Origin of the sequence: Hahella sp. HNIBRBA332 (genome assembly GCF_030719035.1) — a bacterium.
GTDB lineage: Bacteria > Pseudomonadota > Gammaproteobacteria > Pseudomonadales > Oleiphilaceae > Hahella.
The window spans coordinates 3506611-3525149 of the sequence record NZ_CP132203.1 but is presented as its reverse complement, the minus strand read 5'-3'; the positions used below and the strand labels follow the sequence as shown (position 1 = coordinate 3525149).

Annotated in this window: 6 protein-coding genes; 1 reads left to right on the top strand and 5 read right to left on the bottom strand. The window is 52.7% G+C overall.

Annotated elements, in window-relative coordinates; translation table 11 throughout:
• Positions 1-98: 98 nt before the first annotated feature.
• Complete coding sequence (locus O5O45_RS15570; RefSeq protein WP_305906117.1) at positions 99-11936, bottom strand: non-ribosomal peptide synthetase; 11838 nt, start codon at positions 11934-11936, stop codon at positions 99-101.
• A 562-nt stretch (positions 11937-12498) separates the two neighbouring features.
• Entirely contained in the window at positions 12499-13344 is an 846-nt protein-coding gene (locus O5O45_RS15565; protein WP_305906116.1) for a sulfurtransferase, read from the bottom strand.
• A 108-nt stretch (positions 13345-13452) separates the two neighbouring features.
• Here O5O45_RS15565 and O5O45_RS15560 point away from each other — a divergent pair, with 108 nt between their 5' ends.
• Positions 13453-14445, top strand: coding sequence for a threonine ammonia-lyase (locus O5O45_RS15560; protein WP_305906115.1), 993 nt, complete (start codon positions 13453-13455; stop codon positions 14443-14445).
• A 34-nt stretch (positions 14446-14479) separates the two neighbouring features.
• Here the strand turns inward: O5O45_RS15560 and O5O45_RS15555 are convergent, their stop codons facing one another.
• From O5O45_RS15555 to O5O45_RS15545, 3 genes are all read right to left on the bottom strand, one after another.
• On the bottom strand, positions 14480-16366 hold the full coding sequence (locus O5O45_RS15555) for a putative bifunctional diguanylate cyclase/phosphodiesterase (RefSeq protein WP_305906114.1): 1887 nt from the start codon (positions 16364-16366) through the stop codon (positions 14480-14482).
• Between the two features lie 57 nt (positions 16367-16423).
• Positions 16424-17554: an FIST signal transduction protein gene (locus O5O45_RS15550; RefSeq protein WP_305906113.1), complete on the bottom strand. Its 1131-nt coding sequence runs from the start codon at positions 17552-17554 to the stop codon at positions 16424-16426.
• 190 nt (positions 17555-17744) lie between these two features.
• Complete coding sequence (locus tag O5O45_RS15545) at positions 17745-18539, bottom strand: ABC transporter ATP-binding protein (RefSeq protein ID WP_305906112.1); 795 nt, start codon at positions 18537-18539, stop codon at positions 17745-17747.

Below are 18539 nucleotides of genomic sequence, written 5' to 3'. Positions count from 1 at the left end.
TTACATCCTCCATACGAAGGGAGGGATATCAGTAAAGCGTCATGCCAAGCCTTGATGGAAACGCCTCCTGTATGGAGGCGTTTTTCGTATCCCTATTTCTACAAAAGCATTTCCTCCTCGTTGCTTTTGCTACTCATGCTGATGTTTTGCTCTGTATTCAGAATAGGTGCAATAGCAGAGGCAATAGAATGAACGTTTTTAGCTCTCAACATTGATACGTGTCCACCATCCACTTTGTGTGCATTGATGGGCTGGGCGCATAGCTGGTTATAGTTCTCAACGGCCAAACGAAGTAATTTCCTTGAGAAAGAGTTTTCGCTGTATAAAAAAAGAAGCTTGCTATGCAACCTGCCGCTTGGCTCATATTGATTGAATAGTGAGTCTTGAGCAGCATAAACTTCTATGAATCCATCCAGTAGTTGGCTGTCGCCATTGGCGGGGAGTAGTCCTCCCATTACCATTAAATGCTTCAGTTCCTCTTTCGCTGATGGAAAATTGTGGTTTGGACCTCTCGATGCGTCCCCAAGAAACTCATCGACAACATGCAACACTTTTTCTGCGACACTCATATCAGGCATGGCGGCAATTTCATTGGAAAGGACAGTATTAGATAACGCTGTATCTAAAATAATGACATGAACTTCCTGATTGCATGCTTCCAGTTTTCGAGCCAGCTCAAATACTACCCGTCCGCCAAAAGAGTGACCTAATAAATAGTAGGGCCCTATCGGTTGCTCGATAGTGATTGCATTCAAGTAACAGCTAATCAATGAATTCCAATCGTTATGAGGCTCTTGGGCTCCATCAAGTCCTTTAGCTTCAAATACTAATACTTGCGCAAACTGACTTAGCTCGTCTGATAGCGCTTGGTAAGCGATACTAAATCCCCCAGCTCCAGGCACGCAGAATAATTTAGGGAATGCTTTATTCGTTAATGTTTCGTCCGATAACCTTACCAGCGGCTTCCACTCTTTGTGCTTATCCAGGACACGATAGGCATCAATATATGTGGCTAAGTCTTTTAACTGTGAATGCCCAAAAATATCTCTTACGGCTATTTGGACGCCCAACTGATCACTAATTGCTGAAACTAACCTCATCACTAATAAAGAATGTCCGCCTGATGCAAAGAAGTTGGCGTTGGCGCTGATGGGGCGATTGATCTGCAGCAGTGATCGCCATATGTCAGCCAACTTGCATTCCGTGGAGCCAACCGGCGCTACAAACTCATCTGCCGAGGCGGCGTAGTCCGGGACTGGCAAGGCGTTGCGATCGACTTTGCCGTTAGGCGTTAGCGGCAGTGAATCCAGGGTTACAAACGCCGAGGGCGTCATGTAGTCAGGCAACTGTTGCGTAATGGTGCGTTTTAAATCACGGATTAATTGCTCTTCAGTCAAGTTACTGCCAGTCTCGGTGATTACATACGCCACCAGACGCTTATCGCCCTGGTCCTCCCGGGCGACCACGACGGCCTCCCGAACCGCCTCATGTTGTAGTAAAGCCGCTTCGATTTCCCCAGGCTCAATGCGAAAGCCGCGGATTTTGACCTGATGATCGATGCGGCCGAGAAATTCCAGGTCGCCATCCGGCAGCCAGCGCACCAGATCCCCAGTGCGATACAGGCGGTCATGAGGATCGTCGCTGAAAGGGTTTGGAATAAACTTCGCCGCAGTGAGATCGGGGCGGTTTAAGTAACCACGGGCGAGTCCAGTTCCACTAACTAATAACTCTCCAGGCGCGCCAATGGGTTGAAGCTGATTCTGTTGATTTACGACATAACACTGGTGGTTTTTTAAGGGTTTGCCTATTGCCGGGATATCGCCCACGTTGAAATCTTTGACCTGTTCAATTGTCACCACGTGCGTTTCAGAAGGGCCGTAGTGATTCCATAAGCAACAGCTGGGATGGGCTTGAAGAAACTGATGTAAGTTGCCAGTGATCTGAAGCGCTTCGCCGGCGGTAATGATTTCTTTGATATGAGACAAGGAGATGCTCTGGTGGGTTAAGAAATCAGTGAGCGCATGTAACAACGCAGGCGCAATAAACAGACGCTCAATGCGTTGATTGGATAACACGTCCGCCAGCAGTGACATATCCAGTCTCGCATCGTTATGGATAAGCACCAGGCAACTACCTGTAAACCAGCTGGTGACGATTTCTTGCAGCGCCACGTCAAAAGTGATGTTGGTAAGCTGAAGTGTCTTCATCGCCTGAGTTAAATGCCCTTCCAATGCCTGATGCTGAGCCAGATTCAGCAGGGTCTTATGGTGTTGCAATACGCCTTTGGGTTTCCCTGTGGAGCCGGATGTATAGATCACATAGGCCAGGTCATTGGGGCTGCTGGAGACAGGTGGTTGACTGCTGGGAGAGTTTTCAATTACGGGCCAATCAGCATCCAAACAAACTACAGCGCCAGAGTGACTATTCAATGATTCGATGCAGCGCATCTGCGTTATCAATAACTCAGGCTGACAATCATCCAATATAGCTTGAAGCCTTGCGGGCGGCGCGCCAGGATCCAGAGGCACGTAAGCTCCGCCGGCTTTTAATATGCCCAGTAGCCCAATGATCATATCCAGGCTGCGCTCCATACAGAGGCCCACCAACGCGTCGGGTTTCACCCCTTGCTCGATTAAGTAATGGGCCAGTCTATTGGCGCGCCGGTTGAGCTCGCCATAGGTCAGTTCGTCGCCTTCAAACACTACCGCCACCGCATTTGAGGATTTCTCGGCCTGGGCTTCAAACAGCTCATGGATGCATTGGTCAGCCGGGTAGGGCGCGGCGGTCTGGTTCCAGTCAACGAGCAGTTGCTGGGTTTCCTGCTCGGTTAGCATATTCAATCCGCTCATCGCGACGGAGCTTTCAGTGCGAGTCATGGCGATGAGAAGTTGTTGTAAATGCGCGAGCAGCCGACGAACGTTGTCCTCAGTGAAGCGTTGTGGTTGATACAGCAATTTAAAGTGCAGCCGGTCACCGGGAACTATAGATAGGCTCAGGGGGTAGCTCGATTGTTCGTTTGCGATGAGCTGTCCTACGACGAATTGATCTGGAGACGACGCTGACTCTATCAATGAGGCGTCCAGCGGGTAGTTTTCGAATACAAGCAGTGACTCGAATAAATGACGGCCACCGCCGACCTCGCTGTAACGCTGAATATCCACTAACGGCGGGTAGCTATACTGGTCGTGAGAGGCTTGAGTCTGTTGCAATTGTTGCAGGCAATCTGCGATAGAGAGGTTACCCGTCAGCTGTAGCCGCATAGGGACGCTGTTGATAAACAATCCCAACATGTGCTCTGCGCCGGGAAGCGCCTCCGGGCGTCCTGAGCGCGTACCGCCAAACACTACGTCCTGCTCGCCGCTGTAGCGGCTGAGCAACAGTCCCCATGCAGCTTGCACGACGCTATTGAGCGTCACCTGCTGGCATTGAGCCAGTTGCTGAAGCTGCGTGGTGAGCGTCGTTGAGAGCGTTAAATGGGTTGCCTGTTGCGGCGGTGCATCCTCGGCGGCGATCGACGGACGGGCGCCGGGCAGCGCCGTTGGCGCGTTAAATCCGGCTAAATAGGCGCGCCAATAGTCTTCCGCCTGCGCGGGGCTTTGTCGTTGTAACCAGGCGATATACTCTCGGTAAGGCGCGACAGCGGGTAACGGGAGGGACGGTTGATTCGCTCCGCGTTGGTAGAGGGTAAGCAGTTCCTTAAACAGAATCGGCAAACACCAGCCGTCCAGCAAAGCATGATGATGACGCCAGATAAACCAATAATCGGAGTCGTCGGTTTGCGCCAGGGTAAAATCCATGAGCGGTGCCCGCCGCGGGTCATAATGGGGCGTCTCTTCCAGCAACTCCTGCAGGTTCGCCTGTTGCTCCGGCTCACTTAATGGACGCCAGTCCAGCCGCCGCCAGGGCGCTTCCGCCTGGGATTGAACAAGTTGCAGCGGCTCCTGCCCGTCTATTGATGTAAAGGCGGTTCGCAGAATGGCGTGGCGCGCTATCAGACTCCGCCAGCACTGTTGAAACAGGAGCGGGTCAAGCCGGCGCAGCATGATGCCCAGCCGGGTCATATACACCCCAGTGTCTCCGCTTAACTCACTGTGGAACAACATCCCTTGCTGCATCGGCGTGCTGGGGTAGAGATCCTCTAATGCAGGGTAGTCCTGCTGTAGCCGGTCGAGCTGGCGTTGAGATAATTTAACCAGAGGGAAGTCAGAAGGCGTATGGCTTCCCGCGGAGTGGGCGCAATGGTGAATGATCTCGGTTAAGTAAAAGCGATAGCGGTCCGCCAGCTGGGCGATGTGCTCAGCGGCGAATTGGCCGGAGTGATAGTCCAAAGTGAGTCGCCATTGCCCGGAAGTCACTAGGCAATTGAAGCCCAGGAGGTGCTCGCGTTGCAGTTGTGGAGCAACGCTTTCCCCAGTGTCAGTGATGGACAGCTGAAGTGCGTTGGCTTCGTTGGTCTGATTAAACTGGCCTAAATAATTGAAGACCACGGCAGAGGGCCGATGCTCGGGCAAAGCGTCCGCTTGAAAGCGTTGCAACACGCCATAATCAATGCCCTTGTTCGGTATCTGTCGCAGCTGTTCCTTCACCGCTTTAATGTGCTCGCCTACCTCTGTTGCTGAGTCTGCAGACACGCTGGCCGCCTTGTGTAAATGCACTGGAAAAACAGAGGTGAACCAGCCGACGGTTTCACTCAGATTAGTGTCTTCAAACAGCGCCTCGCGACCGTGTCCTTCCAGATCAACGCGTAAACTGTCGCCGCCGGTCCAGTCGGTGACGGCCAATAATAAAGCGGTCAATAGCAGGTCGTTGATCTGGGTGTGGTAACAGGCATTGCTTTGCTGCAGCAGCTGCTGAGTCAAGGTCTCGCTGAGCTGCAGCGAGTGATAGGCCGTCCGCTGGTAGTCCAGGCTATCGGTCGACGACAAGGGGCGGGCCGGTAAGTCCGGCGCGTGCTGGCTTAGCGTCTGCCGCCAATAACGAGCCGTTTGCCGGCAGGCGGACGTCTTGCTGTACGCCTCCAGCTGCTGAGCCCAGGCTTGGTAGCTGCTGGTTTTGGGTTGCAAAGTAATCGTTGCGGAGGCGGCGTATTGCTCAAGCGCCTGTTGCAAGTCCTGGAGCAGGATCCGCCATGACACGCCGTCCACAATCAAGTGATGCATGATCCAAATGAGTTCACTGGCGGCTGTGGCCTCATTGTAAATCCACAGCCAGCGGATTAGCGGCGGTTGCGCCAGATCAAAACTGGCTTGTAACGGATTCGCCTTCTCGGCGATCAGCCGCCGCCGGGCGTTCTCCGCCATGGGTGGCAGGTTCAGACGATGTATCGTATCCGCTATTGCTTCGGGGGAGTGGGACAGGTAACTGGCGCGCCAGTGCGAGGCCTGCTGCTGGAAGTTCAGGCGTAAGACGTCATGACGCGCCACTATCGCCGCCAGAGCTTGGCGCAAGGCCTCTTCCGTCACGCCAGCGGGTAAGGATACGCGAACGGCCTGGTTAAAGTGATGCGCGCCCATGGGCTGGGTTGCCAGGAAGTGTTGCTGTACGGGTAATAAAGTCTGCGTTCCTGTACTGTCTTCCTGGGGCGCATCGGCACCGGCTTTAACCGTCACCTGCAGGGCGAGTTCAGCAATAGTCTGGTGCGTAAACAGCTGACGGGTGGTTAACGCCAGGCCCGCTCTTTGCGCTCTGGAAGCCACTTGCATGGCTTTTATGGAATCCCCGCCAGCGGTAAAGAAGTTCGCCCCGACGCTCACCTGTTCAAGTCCCAGCACTTCTCGCCAGATCTCGCAAAGCAGCGTCTCAATCGGCGACGTCGGCGCAATGTAGTCAACCTGAGACGTATAGTCCGGGCTCGGCAGGGCATTGCGATCGACTTTGCCATTGGGCGTTAGAGGCAGTGAATCCAGGGCTACAAACGCTGAGGGCGTCATGTAGTCGGGTAATTGTTGTTTTATGATCTGCCTTAGATACTCAATCAAGGAATTCGAAGTCGTCTCATCGGCAACTGCCACGACGTACGCCACCAGATGCTTATCGCCCTGATCCTCGCGGGCGATCACGACGGCCTCCCGGACGGCCTCATGTTGTAGTAAAACGGATTCGATTTCCCCAAGCTCAATACGAAAGCCGCGGATTTTGACCTGATGGTCGATGCGGCCGAGGAATTCCAGGTTGCCATCCGGCAGCCAGCGCACCAGATCCCCGGTGTGATACAGGCGGTCATGGGGATTGTCGCTGAAAGGGTTTGGAATGAACTTCTCCGCAGTGAGATCGGGGCGGTTTAAGTAACCACGAGCGAGTCCAGCGCCGCCAATATAGAGTTCGCCAGCTACGCCAATGGGCTGTAGCGATTGGGATGGCGACAATACATAAACGGTTGTATTTTTAATTGGGCGACCAATAGGGATAGATCTATTTACATCGATACTTGAGGAAATGGTAAAGCAGCACGTAAAGGTTGTATTTTCAGTTGGACCATAGCAGTTAATTATCGTTAGGTCAGAGTTCGTGGAATACAGCTTGGAAACTGTATGAGGTGAAACTACATCTCCTCCCGTTAGAATGTATTTCAAAGAGTCGATCTTGGATGCGTCCTTGGCGAAATGATCAAATAAGCCGGAGGTTAACCATATGGTGTTGATATGGTTGCTGTGGATAAACTCATTGAGTTGCAGAATGTCCATGACTGGCTGAGGGTAGAGGACCAACCTCCCGCCATTAAGTAAAGCTCCCCAGATTTCAAATGTAGCCGCATCAAATGTAATCGTCGCGCACTGCCCCATGACGGTTTTATTGTTTAATGGCGCATAGTTATTGCTGATAACTAAACGCGTTACGCCTTGATGAGGTATAAGCACCCCTTTAGGCCTACCCGTCGAGCCGGAGGTGTAAATCACATACGCCAGGTGCTGCGAAGTCAGTTGCAGACGGTCTTTAGCAATATTCCTATCGGAGTGTCGGGAGAGTAATTGCTGATGATCTTCGGCTCCCAGGCAAATACAGGATATGTTTGCTAAAGGAGGAATGGATCTCTTTAGCGCCGTTTGAGTCACGACTAACTCAACGCCGCTGTCTTCAATCATGTAGCTCAGCCGCTCCATGGGGTAGCTGGGGTCTAGAGGGGTGTAAGCGCCGCCGGCTTTCAAGATGCCCAGTAATCCAATGATCATTTCCAGGTTGCGCTCTACGCAGAGCCCTACCAGCGCATCGGGCTTCACCCCTTGCTCGATCAAGTAATGAGCAAGCTGATTGGCGCGCCGGTTGAGTTCGCCATAGGTCAATTTGTCGTCTTCAAATACGACCGCCACGGCGTTCGGGGACTTCGCTGCCTGGGCTTCAAACAACTCATGGATGCATTGCTCGGCCGGGAAAGGGGCGGCGGTCTGATTCCAGTCAATGAGCAGTTGCTGGGTTTCCTGCTGAGTGAGCAGGGAATAAGCGTTGATCGATTGGTCTGGTCTGGCGACGATTTCCGTGAGCAGCTGGTGGAGATGACCCGCCATGCGCTGAATGGTCGCGGCTTCGAACAGCCGGGTGTTGTATTCCCAACTCAGCTTTAGCCCTTCTGCCTCTTCTGATACATGCAAGGTCAAGTCAAACTTGGCTATCGTGAACTCCGGCGTTTGCATCGATAGCGTCAGTTCGGGCAGGGACAGAGTTTCTTGCTGGTTGTTTTGCAAGGCGAGCATCACTTGAAATAACGGGTGATGGCTGAGATGACGGGCGGGCTGTAGCGCTTCAACCAGCTGTTCAAAGGGAACCTGCTGATGGGCGTAGGCCTCCAACGCCGTTTGCCTGCACTGCTGGAGCAATGCGTCGAAGGTCGGGTTCTCAGACAGATCCGCACGCAGAACCAGCGTATTCACAAAGAAGCCGATAAGCGACGTGATTTCCCCTTGCTCGCGGTTCGCGACAGGGAAACCCACCACAATATCCGTTTCACCGCTATAGCGGCTCAATAACACGGAAAACGCCGCATGCAATCCCATAAACAACGTGGCTCCGCGACTGACGCAATAGCGGTTGAATGCGTCACTGAGGGTGTTATCGATGACGCAGTGATAAGCGGCCCCGTCAAAGGTCTGCACCGACGGGCGCGGATGGTCCAAGGGCAACTGATGCACATCTGGCAGTCCTTGCAGTTGCTGACGCCAGTACGCCACCTGCTGCTCCAGCGTCTCGCCCTGTAAATACTCCCGTTGCCACAGGGCGTAGTCCGCATATTGGATGGCTAACGGGGGCAGGGGATTGGACTGGCCCTGAACGAAAGCTGCATACAAGGCGTTCAGCTCACGAATCAATACGCCGATTGACCAGCCATCGGAAGCGATATGATGCATGGTCAGCAGTAACAAGGCGCGCTCATTGGCAAGCTGTAGCAAACGTCCGCGCAGCAGATAGTCGTGGCTTAAATCAAAAGGTTTTGAGGCTTCGGCTAATTGGAGTTGTTTAGTGGCTTCCTGTAATGCAGCGCCTTCCAGAGCGAATAGGTCCACTACTTCAATTTCCCATTTATCGGGAGGCGACATGACCTGCTGGTGGGTTTCTCCGTCAACCGTGGTGAAGCAGGTGCGCAGACTCTCGTGTCGCTCGAAGATTGTGGTTAATGCTTGATTTAAGACCCCCTGATCCAGCCTTCCTTCCAGCATTAACGCGCCGGGCATATTGTAGTGCGCGCTGCCGCCTTCCATCTGGTCAATAAACCATAAGCGTTGTTGCGCATAGGACAGGGGTATCTTCGTGACCTGCGGATCTCTGGGCCTAATGGCGGGCACTTTGGGGGTAGTTGGAACGCTTTGCTCAATTAATGCGGCGATTTCAGACAGATGCGGCGTGCTGAACAGATCTTTAACCGTCACTTCCACAGAAAAGGCCTCCCGAATGAGAGCGGCCAGGCGAACGGCTAATAAGGAGTGTCCCCCTGACTCAAAGAAGTTGGCGTTGACGCTGATGGGGCGGTCGATCTGCAGCAGTGATCGCCATATGTCAGCCAGCTTGCATTCAGTGGGGGTAGCCGGCGCCACAAACTCATCCGCCGAAGCGGCGTAGTCCGGGGCCGGCAAGGCGTTGCGATCGACTTTGCCGTTGGGCGTTAGCGGCAGTGAATCCAGGATTACAAACGCAGAGGGTGTCATGTAGTCAGGCAATTGCTGTTTTATGATTTGTTTTAGTTCATCAACCAAGGAACTTGACGTCATCTCATCGACGATTGCCACGACGTACGCCACCAGACGGTTATCGTCCTGGTCTACGCGAGCAACCACAACGGCCTCCCGGACCGCCTCGTGCTGTAACAAAACCGCCTCGATTTCTCCAAGCTCAATGCGAAAGCCGCGGATCTTGACCTGATAATCGATGCGGCCGAGGAATTCCAGGTTTCCATCCGGCAGCCAACGCACCAGATCCCCGGTGCGATACAGGCGATCATGGGGATCGTCGCTAAAGGGGTTGTGAATGAACTTCTCTGAGGTGAGATCGGGGCGGTTTAAGTAACCGCGAGCGAGGCCCGCGCCGCCAATATGGAGTTCGCCGGCTACGCCAATGGGTTGTAGTGACTGGTTTGGTGATAATACAAAGAGCTGAACGTTGGCGATGGGAGAGCCGATAGGTAAAACAGTAGAGAGGCCTGTCAGGGAATAAGCCGAGCAACAGACGGTTGCTTCTGAAGGTCCATAAGCATTATGGAAATTCCGGTTAACCATCCATTGCTGTGCAAGTGATAAAGGACAGCTATCTCCGGCGACGATTAAGTGCTTAACACTCTTCCACTGATCAATATCTAAAACAGGCAGCAATGCAGGTGGCAAGGTCGCGTGCGTTAACTGTTGACGCTGCACGAAAGTGGAAAGTGCTTTAGCTGAAGTTATTGTCTCTTGTGCAGGGATATATAGGGAGGCTCCAGCTGCCAGCGCCATGCACCATTCCCAGGTGGCGGCGTCGAAACTAAGCGAGGCGAATTGTAATACCCGGCTGGACGCGGTGACGTCAAACAAGGATTGTTGAGCCAGAGCCAAATTAACCAGTCCTTGATGCGCAAGTAAAACGCCCTTCGGCTTACCCGTCGACCCGGAGGTGTAAATCACATACGCCAAGTGCTGTGAAGTCAGTTGCAGACGGTCTTTAGCAATATTCCTATCGGAGCACAGGGAGAGTAATTTCTGATGGTCTTCCGCATCCAGGCAAATAGAGGAGAGGTTAGCCAGAGGAGGAATGGGTCTCTTTAGCGCAGTTTGAGTCACGACCAGCTCAACGCCGCTGTCTTCGATCATGTAACCCAGTCGCTCCGTGGGATAGCTGGGGTCTAGCGGTACGTAAGCCCCGCCGGCTTTCAGGATACCCAGTAATCCGATAATCATATCCAGGCCGCGCTCCATACAAAGCCCCACCAGCGCGTCGGGCTTCACCCCTTGTTCGATCAAGTAATGGGCCAGCTGATTGGCGCGCCGGTTGAGTTCGCCATAGGTCAACGCGTCGTCATTAAACATTACAGCCACCGTGTTCGGAGATTTCGCAGCCTGGGCTTCAAACAACTCATGGATGAATTGCTCGGCCGGGTAGGGCGTGGCGGTTTGGTTCCAGTCAATGAGCAGCTTTTGGGTTTCTGGTTGAGTGAGGATTGGAATGAGGTCGATAGACTGATCATGATATTGCTCAAAGCTGAGTAGCATATGGAGTATTCTGTCCGCCAATAATGCGGCCTCATCTTTTGAAAAATAATCAGTTCTATAGCTGAGTTTGAGCTGTAAAGGCTGATTGGCTCCGTAATCGCACCATCGGATTTGTAATGGCGTCATCTCATCATCGCTTGATAGGTGCTCAAATGAACTTTTGAGGCCGTCAAAATGTAAATCCAAATTAAATGCCTCATGATTTATGAGTACATCGAATATTTCGCCTGTATTGCTGGTTATTTTTTTTAAGTCGCGCTTCAAATGGCTGATAGGGTATCGTTGATGTCTATAGCTTTTTCTTAGTTTTTGAGATATTCCCTTTATAAGCTCAGACAAGGTCATCTCAGGAGAAATGCTCGCTTTAAAAGGAATGACACCTGTCATCATTCCAACCGTAAGTCGTTCTTCTTTATTGCGGCGATTATGAACGGGCAAACCGAATGTAAGTGTATTGGTGGAGCTTGTTCTGGAGAAGTATACTGATAATGCGGCAATCGTAAGCTTAAGCAAAGATGAGTTAAGTGTTGTTTCCAATTTTTTTATATGGTTTGCATTATCTGTAGGCAATGCTATGGAGTAGTGTTCGCTTTTATGGCTTCCCAATGCGTATTTCTTGGTCAAGAATGGCTGGGGTGGAGACTTTAATTGATCTACCCAATAGTTCCTATCCTTTTGATACTTTTCGGATGAAAAGTAATTCATTGATCGGACTATGCACTTTTTATAAGAAGGCGTTTCCTTCAACCATGCTAATGAATCATTGTTGACGAAGTTGCTATATGTCTCAGCAACAATCTTTCCATAGTTTATATAGCCGAGGCCATCCATTAAAATATGGTGCGATTTGTTAACCCACCAATGGTCTCTGTCGTTTATTTTGAGTAATGTGTTTTCGTATAAATACTTTTGGCTTAGCTCAAAAGGAATTGCATAGTACTCTCTAAGCCAGCTTGTCGCTGCAAGTGCAGGGTGCTTTTCATTGGCGAAGTCAATGTATAATACGTCGCTGTTGCGATAGATGGAACCAAACTGCTGTCTCAATTGCTCGTTAGAAAAATCGAAATTTATGCCAAATGAATCAATTGAGTAGATGGATTTCTCAATGGCTTTCCTGAATTTTTCAATATTAAGGACTCCTTTTAGCTCAACATATCCACCAATATTATAATGAGAGCTGCCCGGGTGTATTAATTGATCAAAGTAAACTTCCTCTTGGGAAGGATGTAATGAAATCCACTTTCCTTTGTCTTGATTAGAAGTTGACATTTTTATACCTATCCCTGATGTAAATGATTGTCAATTAATTAGTATTGTTTTCGGAAATAAATATGTGTGCGATCACTTGGTGTGCGAAAGAGAAGTAATTTACGGCTCTTTAAAATCCTTTATCAACCGCATTAAGTACTTAAGGGAAGTTGCCTTTAAATAAATCTGTGAAACATGCTTCTGTATCAAAAATGTTGTTAATTTCGTGGATTTTATATCTATTATTCTCGAAATGGTGAGTTAGCTTCAAAAGGGGATGGTATTGGCGAGACTTTATTTGAGCCCGCCAGTTACATTTTGTAATGTATTGAGATTGGGATAATTAGTTACCTTTACGATGTAAAATTAAAGAGTTAGTCCCTGACAGGTAAAATTCATGTTGCTGGAGGTAAATAGAAGGACTTTATTTGCTTACCGGATTAATACTGAGGTACCTATGCGGGCATGCGAGAGAGTGTATAAAGACGGGGTTATAACTGGTTTCAATTCAGTATCAAATGAACGCACAAGGGCGTCATTGTAAGGCAATGACGCCGCTGAGATGTTTATGTGATGGCTGAGTTTATTCGTTACCGACGGCGATGGGGTGGTTGGGATCGGTGATCCACTCGCTCCAGGAGCCGGGGTAGAGTTTGGGCATGGGGTAGCCCGCCAGGTGGGCGGAGAAGATGTTGTGGCAGGCGGTGACGCCGGAGCCGCAGTAGCAAATGACTTCCCAGGCTTTGCCGTGGGCGTAATAGGTGGCGAAGCGGCGGCGTAATTCTTCTTCTGGCTTGAATACGCCTTCGGGGGTCAGATTTTCTTCAAAGGGTGCGCAGATCGCGTTGGGGATGTGTCCGGCCACAGGGTCTATTGGCTCCATCTCTCCTGCGAATCGCGGCGCGGCGCGGGCATCCAGAATATTGACCGACGCGTCGTTCAGCTTGCTGTGCAATTCCTCCGCCGTCACCAGCAGGCGCTCGTCGGGCGTCGCCTCGTATGGGGCGCCCTGCTTGGGCGTCGCTGGCTCCGTGGACAGGTCGTAACCCGCTGCGCGCCAGGCTTTCAGGCCTCCGTCCAGAATGCGGACGTCTGCGTGACCGAGCCATTTTAACAACCACCACAAGCGAGAGGCGTAAGCGCCGGGGCCGTCGTCATAGGCGACGACGATATCTTCCGAAGTGATGCCCGCCTGCTGTAACCAGGCCAGAAACGTCTGGACATCCGGTAAGGGGTGCCGGCCTGTTTTACCTGGAATCACCGGCGCTGATAAGTCCTTATTCAGGTCGGCGTATACGGCGCCTGGAATATGGTCCTGCAGATAGGCGAGGCGTCCGTATTCTGGGTCGTTAAGAGCGAAGCGGCAATCGATAATGCGATACTTGGCGTCGCCCAAATGCGAATGCAGGGATGCAGGGGAAATTAGCATGGATGTCCTTTTGCTCCTTGTTACATTTCTTTACTTTGAATGCAGTCACAGCGCCTGAACGCGCCTGCGTATATGCTAGCCGTCGCCCACATTGCCTGAGACTGACTTATGAAGGACCAAGTCGTTGATATTCGCGACATATTCAAAGCCCGTCAAACGGTTTCGCGTAATCTCAAACCAACTCAATTGCTACGCTATGAGAGCCTCTCCAGGCTGATTGGCGCGGATATCTACATCAAACACGAGAATCATAACCCCACCGCCAGCCAAAAAATACGCGGCGCCGTCAATCTTGCGTGGGAATTGCGGCGCAATGGCGTCACCCGCATTGTCACCGCCGCCAACGGGGCTTCAGGGGTGGCGCTGGCGTGCGCCGCCCGCCTGTTCAACATGAGTGCGCTGGTGGTGGTTCCAGAAAAAAGTCCGCTGTTATTGATTCAATCCATACAGGATCAGGGGGCGGAAGTCCGCGCCAACGGTATCGATTTTCCAGAATCGTTACGCATCGCGCGTCGCATGGAGGAAAACGGCGATTTTTACTTCGTGCACCCCGCTAACGAGATGCAGTTCATTCATGGTTGCGCTACCGCCGCTTTGGAGGTGATTGAGGAATTGCCTGAAGCGGATGTGGCGATTGGTTCCGTGGGAATGGGCGGATGCATTGCCTCCACGCTGGCCGCGTCGAGCGTCCTCAGTCCCAAGTTGAAAGTGATTGGCGTGCAGGCGGAGTCGGCGCCGGCCGCATATTTGTCCTGGAAAACCGGCGCGTTGCAACGTCAGGAGAGTCGCACGTTTTCACAAGAGCTGGGTATGAGTAAAGCCTTTGAAACGCCATTCAGTCTGTATACGGAAGCGCTAACGGATTTTGTTTTGTTGCCGGAACACAGGTTGTACGAGGGCGTGGCGTTGGCGGCGCATCACACCCGACAAATGGTGGATGCAGTGGGTGGTGCGCCGATCATGGCGGCTTATCTGCTCCGACAAAAGCTACGCAGCAAGACGGTGGTGCTGTTTATGAGTAGTGGCGTGGCGACGGCGGACGAACTGGAGGAAGCTTACACCTTATCCGCCTTTCGTAGCGGTAAACCGGAGGAACTTTAACAGCGGGTGTGATCGTGAACGAAGACGACGCCTGTCAGGCGCGATCCTGCAGGCGGGTGGTCAGCATCTCACTGATCATTTTGCCGCTGACCGGACGGCTGAAATAGTAGCCCTGGGCCAGATCGCAGTGTTTTTCTTTGAGCAGATGAACGGTTTCTTCCGTCTCTACACCTTCCGCCACCACCAGCATATCCAGGTGGTGAGCCAGGTTGATCATGGTGTCGACCAGCGCCAGATCCCGTTGTGATTTGGTGATGTCGTCGATGAACATTTTGTCGATTTTCAGTGTATCCACAGGCAGCCGCTTGAGGTAATTCAAAGAAGAATAACCGGCGCCGAAATCATCCACAGAACAACTGATGCCCAGCTTGCGCAGCTCTCCCAGTATCGCGATGGTGTGTTCGATGTCCTCCATCAAGGCGCTCTCCGTCAGCTCGATTTCCAGCAGCTCGGGGCGCACGGAATAACGTCGCAGGGCCTGAGTGATGGTGCTCAGGATATCGGCGTGCTGAAAGTGAAAGGGGGAAATATTGATGGCGACGGAAAAGTCATGGTGATTTTCCCGCCCCCAACGCTGTAATTGCTTGCAGGCTTCCTCGGTGACCCAATTGCCGATATCAATGATCAGACCGTTTTCTTCCGCCGCGGGAATAAACTCCGCCGGAGAGACCAATTCTCCGCTTGGCCGACGCCAACGTATCAAAGCTTCGACGCCGATGATCATATTGCTGTGCAGGGCGATTTTCGGCTGGTATAGCAAGTCGAACTCATTCTTTTCCAGCGCCGATTTGAGATTGTTGCGAATCCTCAGGCGATGGGAGGTGAGAATCTCGAATTCGTCAGCGAAGAACTGGCAATTGTTGCGGCCGCGGCTCTTGGCGTGATTCATCGCCATGTCCGCTTTACGGATCAAGGCGTCGGCGTCGCGACTGTCGGTCGGGTACAGAGCGATGCCGATCGAGCAGGTCAAATGGAAAGTCTGATCGCCCACCATGAAAGGACGATCAATAGCAGTACGCAGGCGCTCGGAAATCAGAGTGGCTTCGAAGGATGTTTTGATGTTTTCCAGCAGGACGATGAACTCGTCACCGCCGTAACGGGCGACAGTCGTCTCCGCCGGCAGGGTCTCCTTGATGCGCTGCGCGGCCATCTGCAGCAACTGGTCGCCGGTTTCCAGCCCAGTGGAGTCGTTGATGTCCTTGAAGCCGTCGAGATCCAGAAACATGACCGCCAGATCCCGCTGCTGACCGCCGCGCCGCTCGATCGCGTGAGTGAGGCGCTCGTGGAACAGGGTGCGATTGGGCAGGCCGGTCAGATTATCGTGATAGGAGTGAAACAGCGCCTGCTGCTCGCTGCGCTTGAGTTCCGTGATATCGCTCAGACTCCACACCCGGCCGAGGACTTTGCCTTCATGAATGCGCGGATTGGTGTAGCAGTCGATGAAACGGCCGTCTTTCATTTCCAGCAAACAGTAACTGGAGCGCTGGTTAAAGCGCTTATTGAACTCCCAAAGACGGGTCAGCTCATCCAGGTTTTTCACTTTTTCCCGCAAATAGGGACGGATGTGATGCTTGTTGATGTTTTCCGCCACTTCCTGCTGCATGTCGAACATTTTCAGAAACACGTTATTGCAGGCGATCACCCGGTTGTCCTGGTCGAACACAATAATGCCGTCACAGGTGGAGTTGAGGGTGGCGTTAAGCAGGGAGACTGAGTTCTCCAACTCCTGTTTGGTCGTGGAGATCTCCTGTAATTGCTGTTTTAGTTCTTGATTGCGCTTGGTGAGTTCCTGCGAAGACAGTTCCAGGGCCCGTTCGAGCATGCTGCGCTCTTCGTCGGCCTGCAGGTACGCCGCGTCGATAGCGTCCAGAAGCCCGCGCAGACGCTCCGGTGGAAGGTCGGCGGGTAAAAGTTTTTTCAACTGGCGCTCTAACAGCCTATGCATAGGTGGTAATAAAGCCTGGTTGATGTTGCATTCTTAGTCTTCGCTGATTGTGGTAATCGTCATCGTCTGGTTATGCAGGGAGCAGCCAACTCCATTGATTACCGGACTGATTTCGCCATAGGAATAAAAACCGCAGATAGCGGTGTCGGAGCCAAGAACTTCACGGACGCTTTCCACTTCCTCTTCCGTGCGCTGCTTCAGCACCATTTTGCGGCCGACGCAACTGACCAGCAACGCCAGTTGCGGTTGTCGTCCGCCAGAGAAACGGCTTTGCTCCGCCGCTGAGGCGGCGCCTTCCACCAGTCGCTCGAAATTGGCCTTCATAAAACGGGCGGCGGCGCCTTGGGGCATATCGCCGGCGAAGGTCATGGATTGTTCCGCTTCATTGATGCCGAGAATCGTTCTCACAACATAGTGATTATCGGCGAGCTTGACCAGTAGGGGAAACAGCAGTGCGGTGGCCGGTAGCCCGTTAGCGTAATCGCCCAGGTAATCTTTATAAAGGGCGAGCGCGCTATGTTTATCCAGTTCAAACAGTTTATTGCGCTCGGATTTGCTGATGCGCCAATCGGGACCGAACGCATCCCAGCCGCCCATGGAGCCATAACCGATGCGTAATGAGTCGCCGTAGAAACCGATAGCCGCCACCAACCCCTCAGACGTCGGCGCGTCAACCCAGACCGACGTGTCGGTGAAGTCTTCATAATCCCCAGCGAGCCCGCCAGTAATCTTGACTCTCTGAGGGAGGGCGTCCTGCGCGCCTTGCACCAGTTCGGAGCCGTTGACCTTCAAGCCGTCCGACAATAACAGCACATGGCGCAGCCCTTCTGGCGGCAATTGGTGCGCAACATTGCGACCGACAGTGCGGCTATCTGAATTGTCTTGAACAGGGCTGGAGACGACAGCGATAGTCGCACGGGAGAAGCTGAGCGCTGTGACGGTCAGTGTGTTCTCCAACACTTTGGTCCCCATGATTTCACCGGCAGTGGAGCAGCCAACTAATCGCGCCTGAGGGAAACTACAACGTAAGGCGGAGTCAACGTCATCGGAAAACAGAAAGGATTGCCGACCGAAGCAGAGCAGCAAAACCGTGTCATGATCCGGCTGGTCTGGGAGGGGCGTCATCCACTGACCGTTTTTCCGGATGAATTGTTGAATGTGCATTTAGAGGACTACCGCGCAAATGACCCGTAAATGATGAAGGATCGCCCGCTGCCTGTTTTGACAGGTATTTATGTTTTATATCCTAACTATAGATAACGCGGCGAGGATTGCTCAATGTAATTTACAAAGTTTTTCCCGCCGCGCCGGGTTAACGGCCTGAATAGGGTGGCCAGAAATAGTGCGCTGGAGGCTAGCCCAGCAGCAGAGAGTCGTCGGCCAGCCCGCGCCCGCTTTTGGTCTCGAACAGTTTCAGCAGATCTGGAATGGTGGTGGACTGACGCTGTTCGCCTTCAATATCGAAGATAATTTTGCCTTCGTGCAGCATCAGCGTGCGGTCGCCGTAGTCCAACGCCTGCTGCATGCTGTGAGTCACCATTAAAACCGTCAGTTTTTCCCGCTCGACGATTTCCGCCGTCAGTTCCAGAACAAATGCGGCGGTTTTGGGGTCGAGAGCGGCGGTGTGTTCGTCCAGCAACAGAATCTCAATGGGCTGCAGAGTGGCCATGAGCAGGCTCATAGCCTGACGCTGTCCGCCGGACAGCAGGCCGATCTGGTCGCCCAGGCGATCTTCCAGACCCAGTCCCAGGCGGGCGACCAGCTCTTTGAAGCGCTTGTTGTCGACGGACTTGATCGCCGGCCGCAAACCGCGACGTTTGCCCCGCGCCAAAGCCAGGGCCAGGTTTTCTTCCAGAGTGAGGGTTTCACAAGTGCCTCGCTTGGGGTCCTGGAACACGCGTGCGACATTTTTGGCGCGTTTGTGAGTGGGGGCCTGGGTGACATCCTGATGGCCAATGACGATTTTGCCGGACTCCGGCTGTATCTCGCCGGCGATGGCGTTGAGCAGGGTGCTTTTACCCGCGCCGTTGCTGCCAATAACGGTGACGAACTGCCCTTGCGGGATAGTCAGGTCAACGCCCCTCAGCGCATAGACTTCCAGCGGCGTGCCGCGGCCGAAGCAGACGTGAAGATTGGATACCTGGATCAT

What these genes read in the sequence shown, in the direction of transcription:
- O5O45_RS15570 (WP_305906117.1), bottom strand. Translation starts at nt 11,936, where the DNA reads ATGTCAACTTCTAATCAAGACAAAGGAAAGTGGATTTCATTACATCCT.
- O5O45_RS15560 (WP_305906115.1), top strand. Translation starts at nt 13,453, where the DNA reads ATGAAGGACCAAGTCGTTGATATTCGCGACATATTCAAAGCCCGTCAA.
- O5O45_RS15550 (WP_305906113.1), bottom strand. Translation starts at nt 17,554, where the DNA reads ATGCACATTCAACAATTCATCCGGAAAAACGGTCAGTGGATGACGCCC.
- O5O45_RS15545 (WP_305906112.1), bottom strand. Translation starts at nt 18,539, where the DNA reads ATGATCCAGGTATCCAATCTTCACGTCTGCTTCGGCCGCGGCACGCCG.
- O5O45_RS15565 (WP_305906116.1), bottom strand. Translation starts at nt 13,344, where the DNA reads ATGCTAATTTCCCCTGCATCCCTGCATTCGCATTTGGGCGACGCCAAG.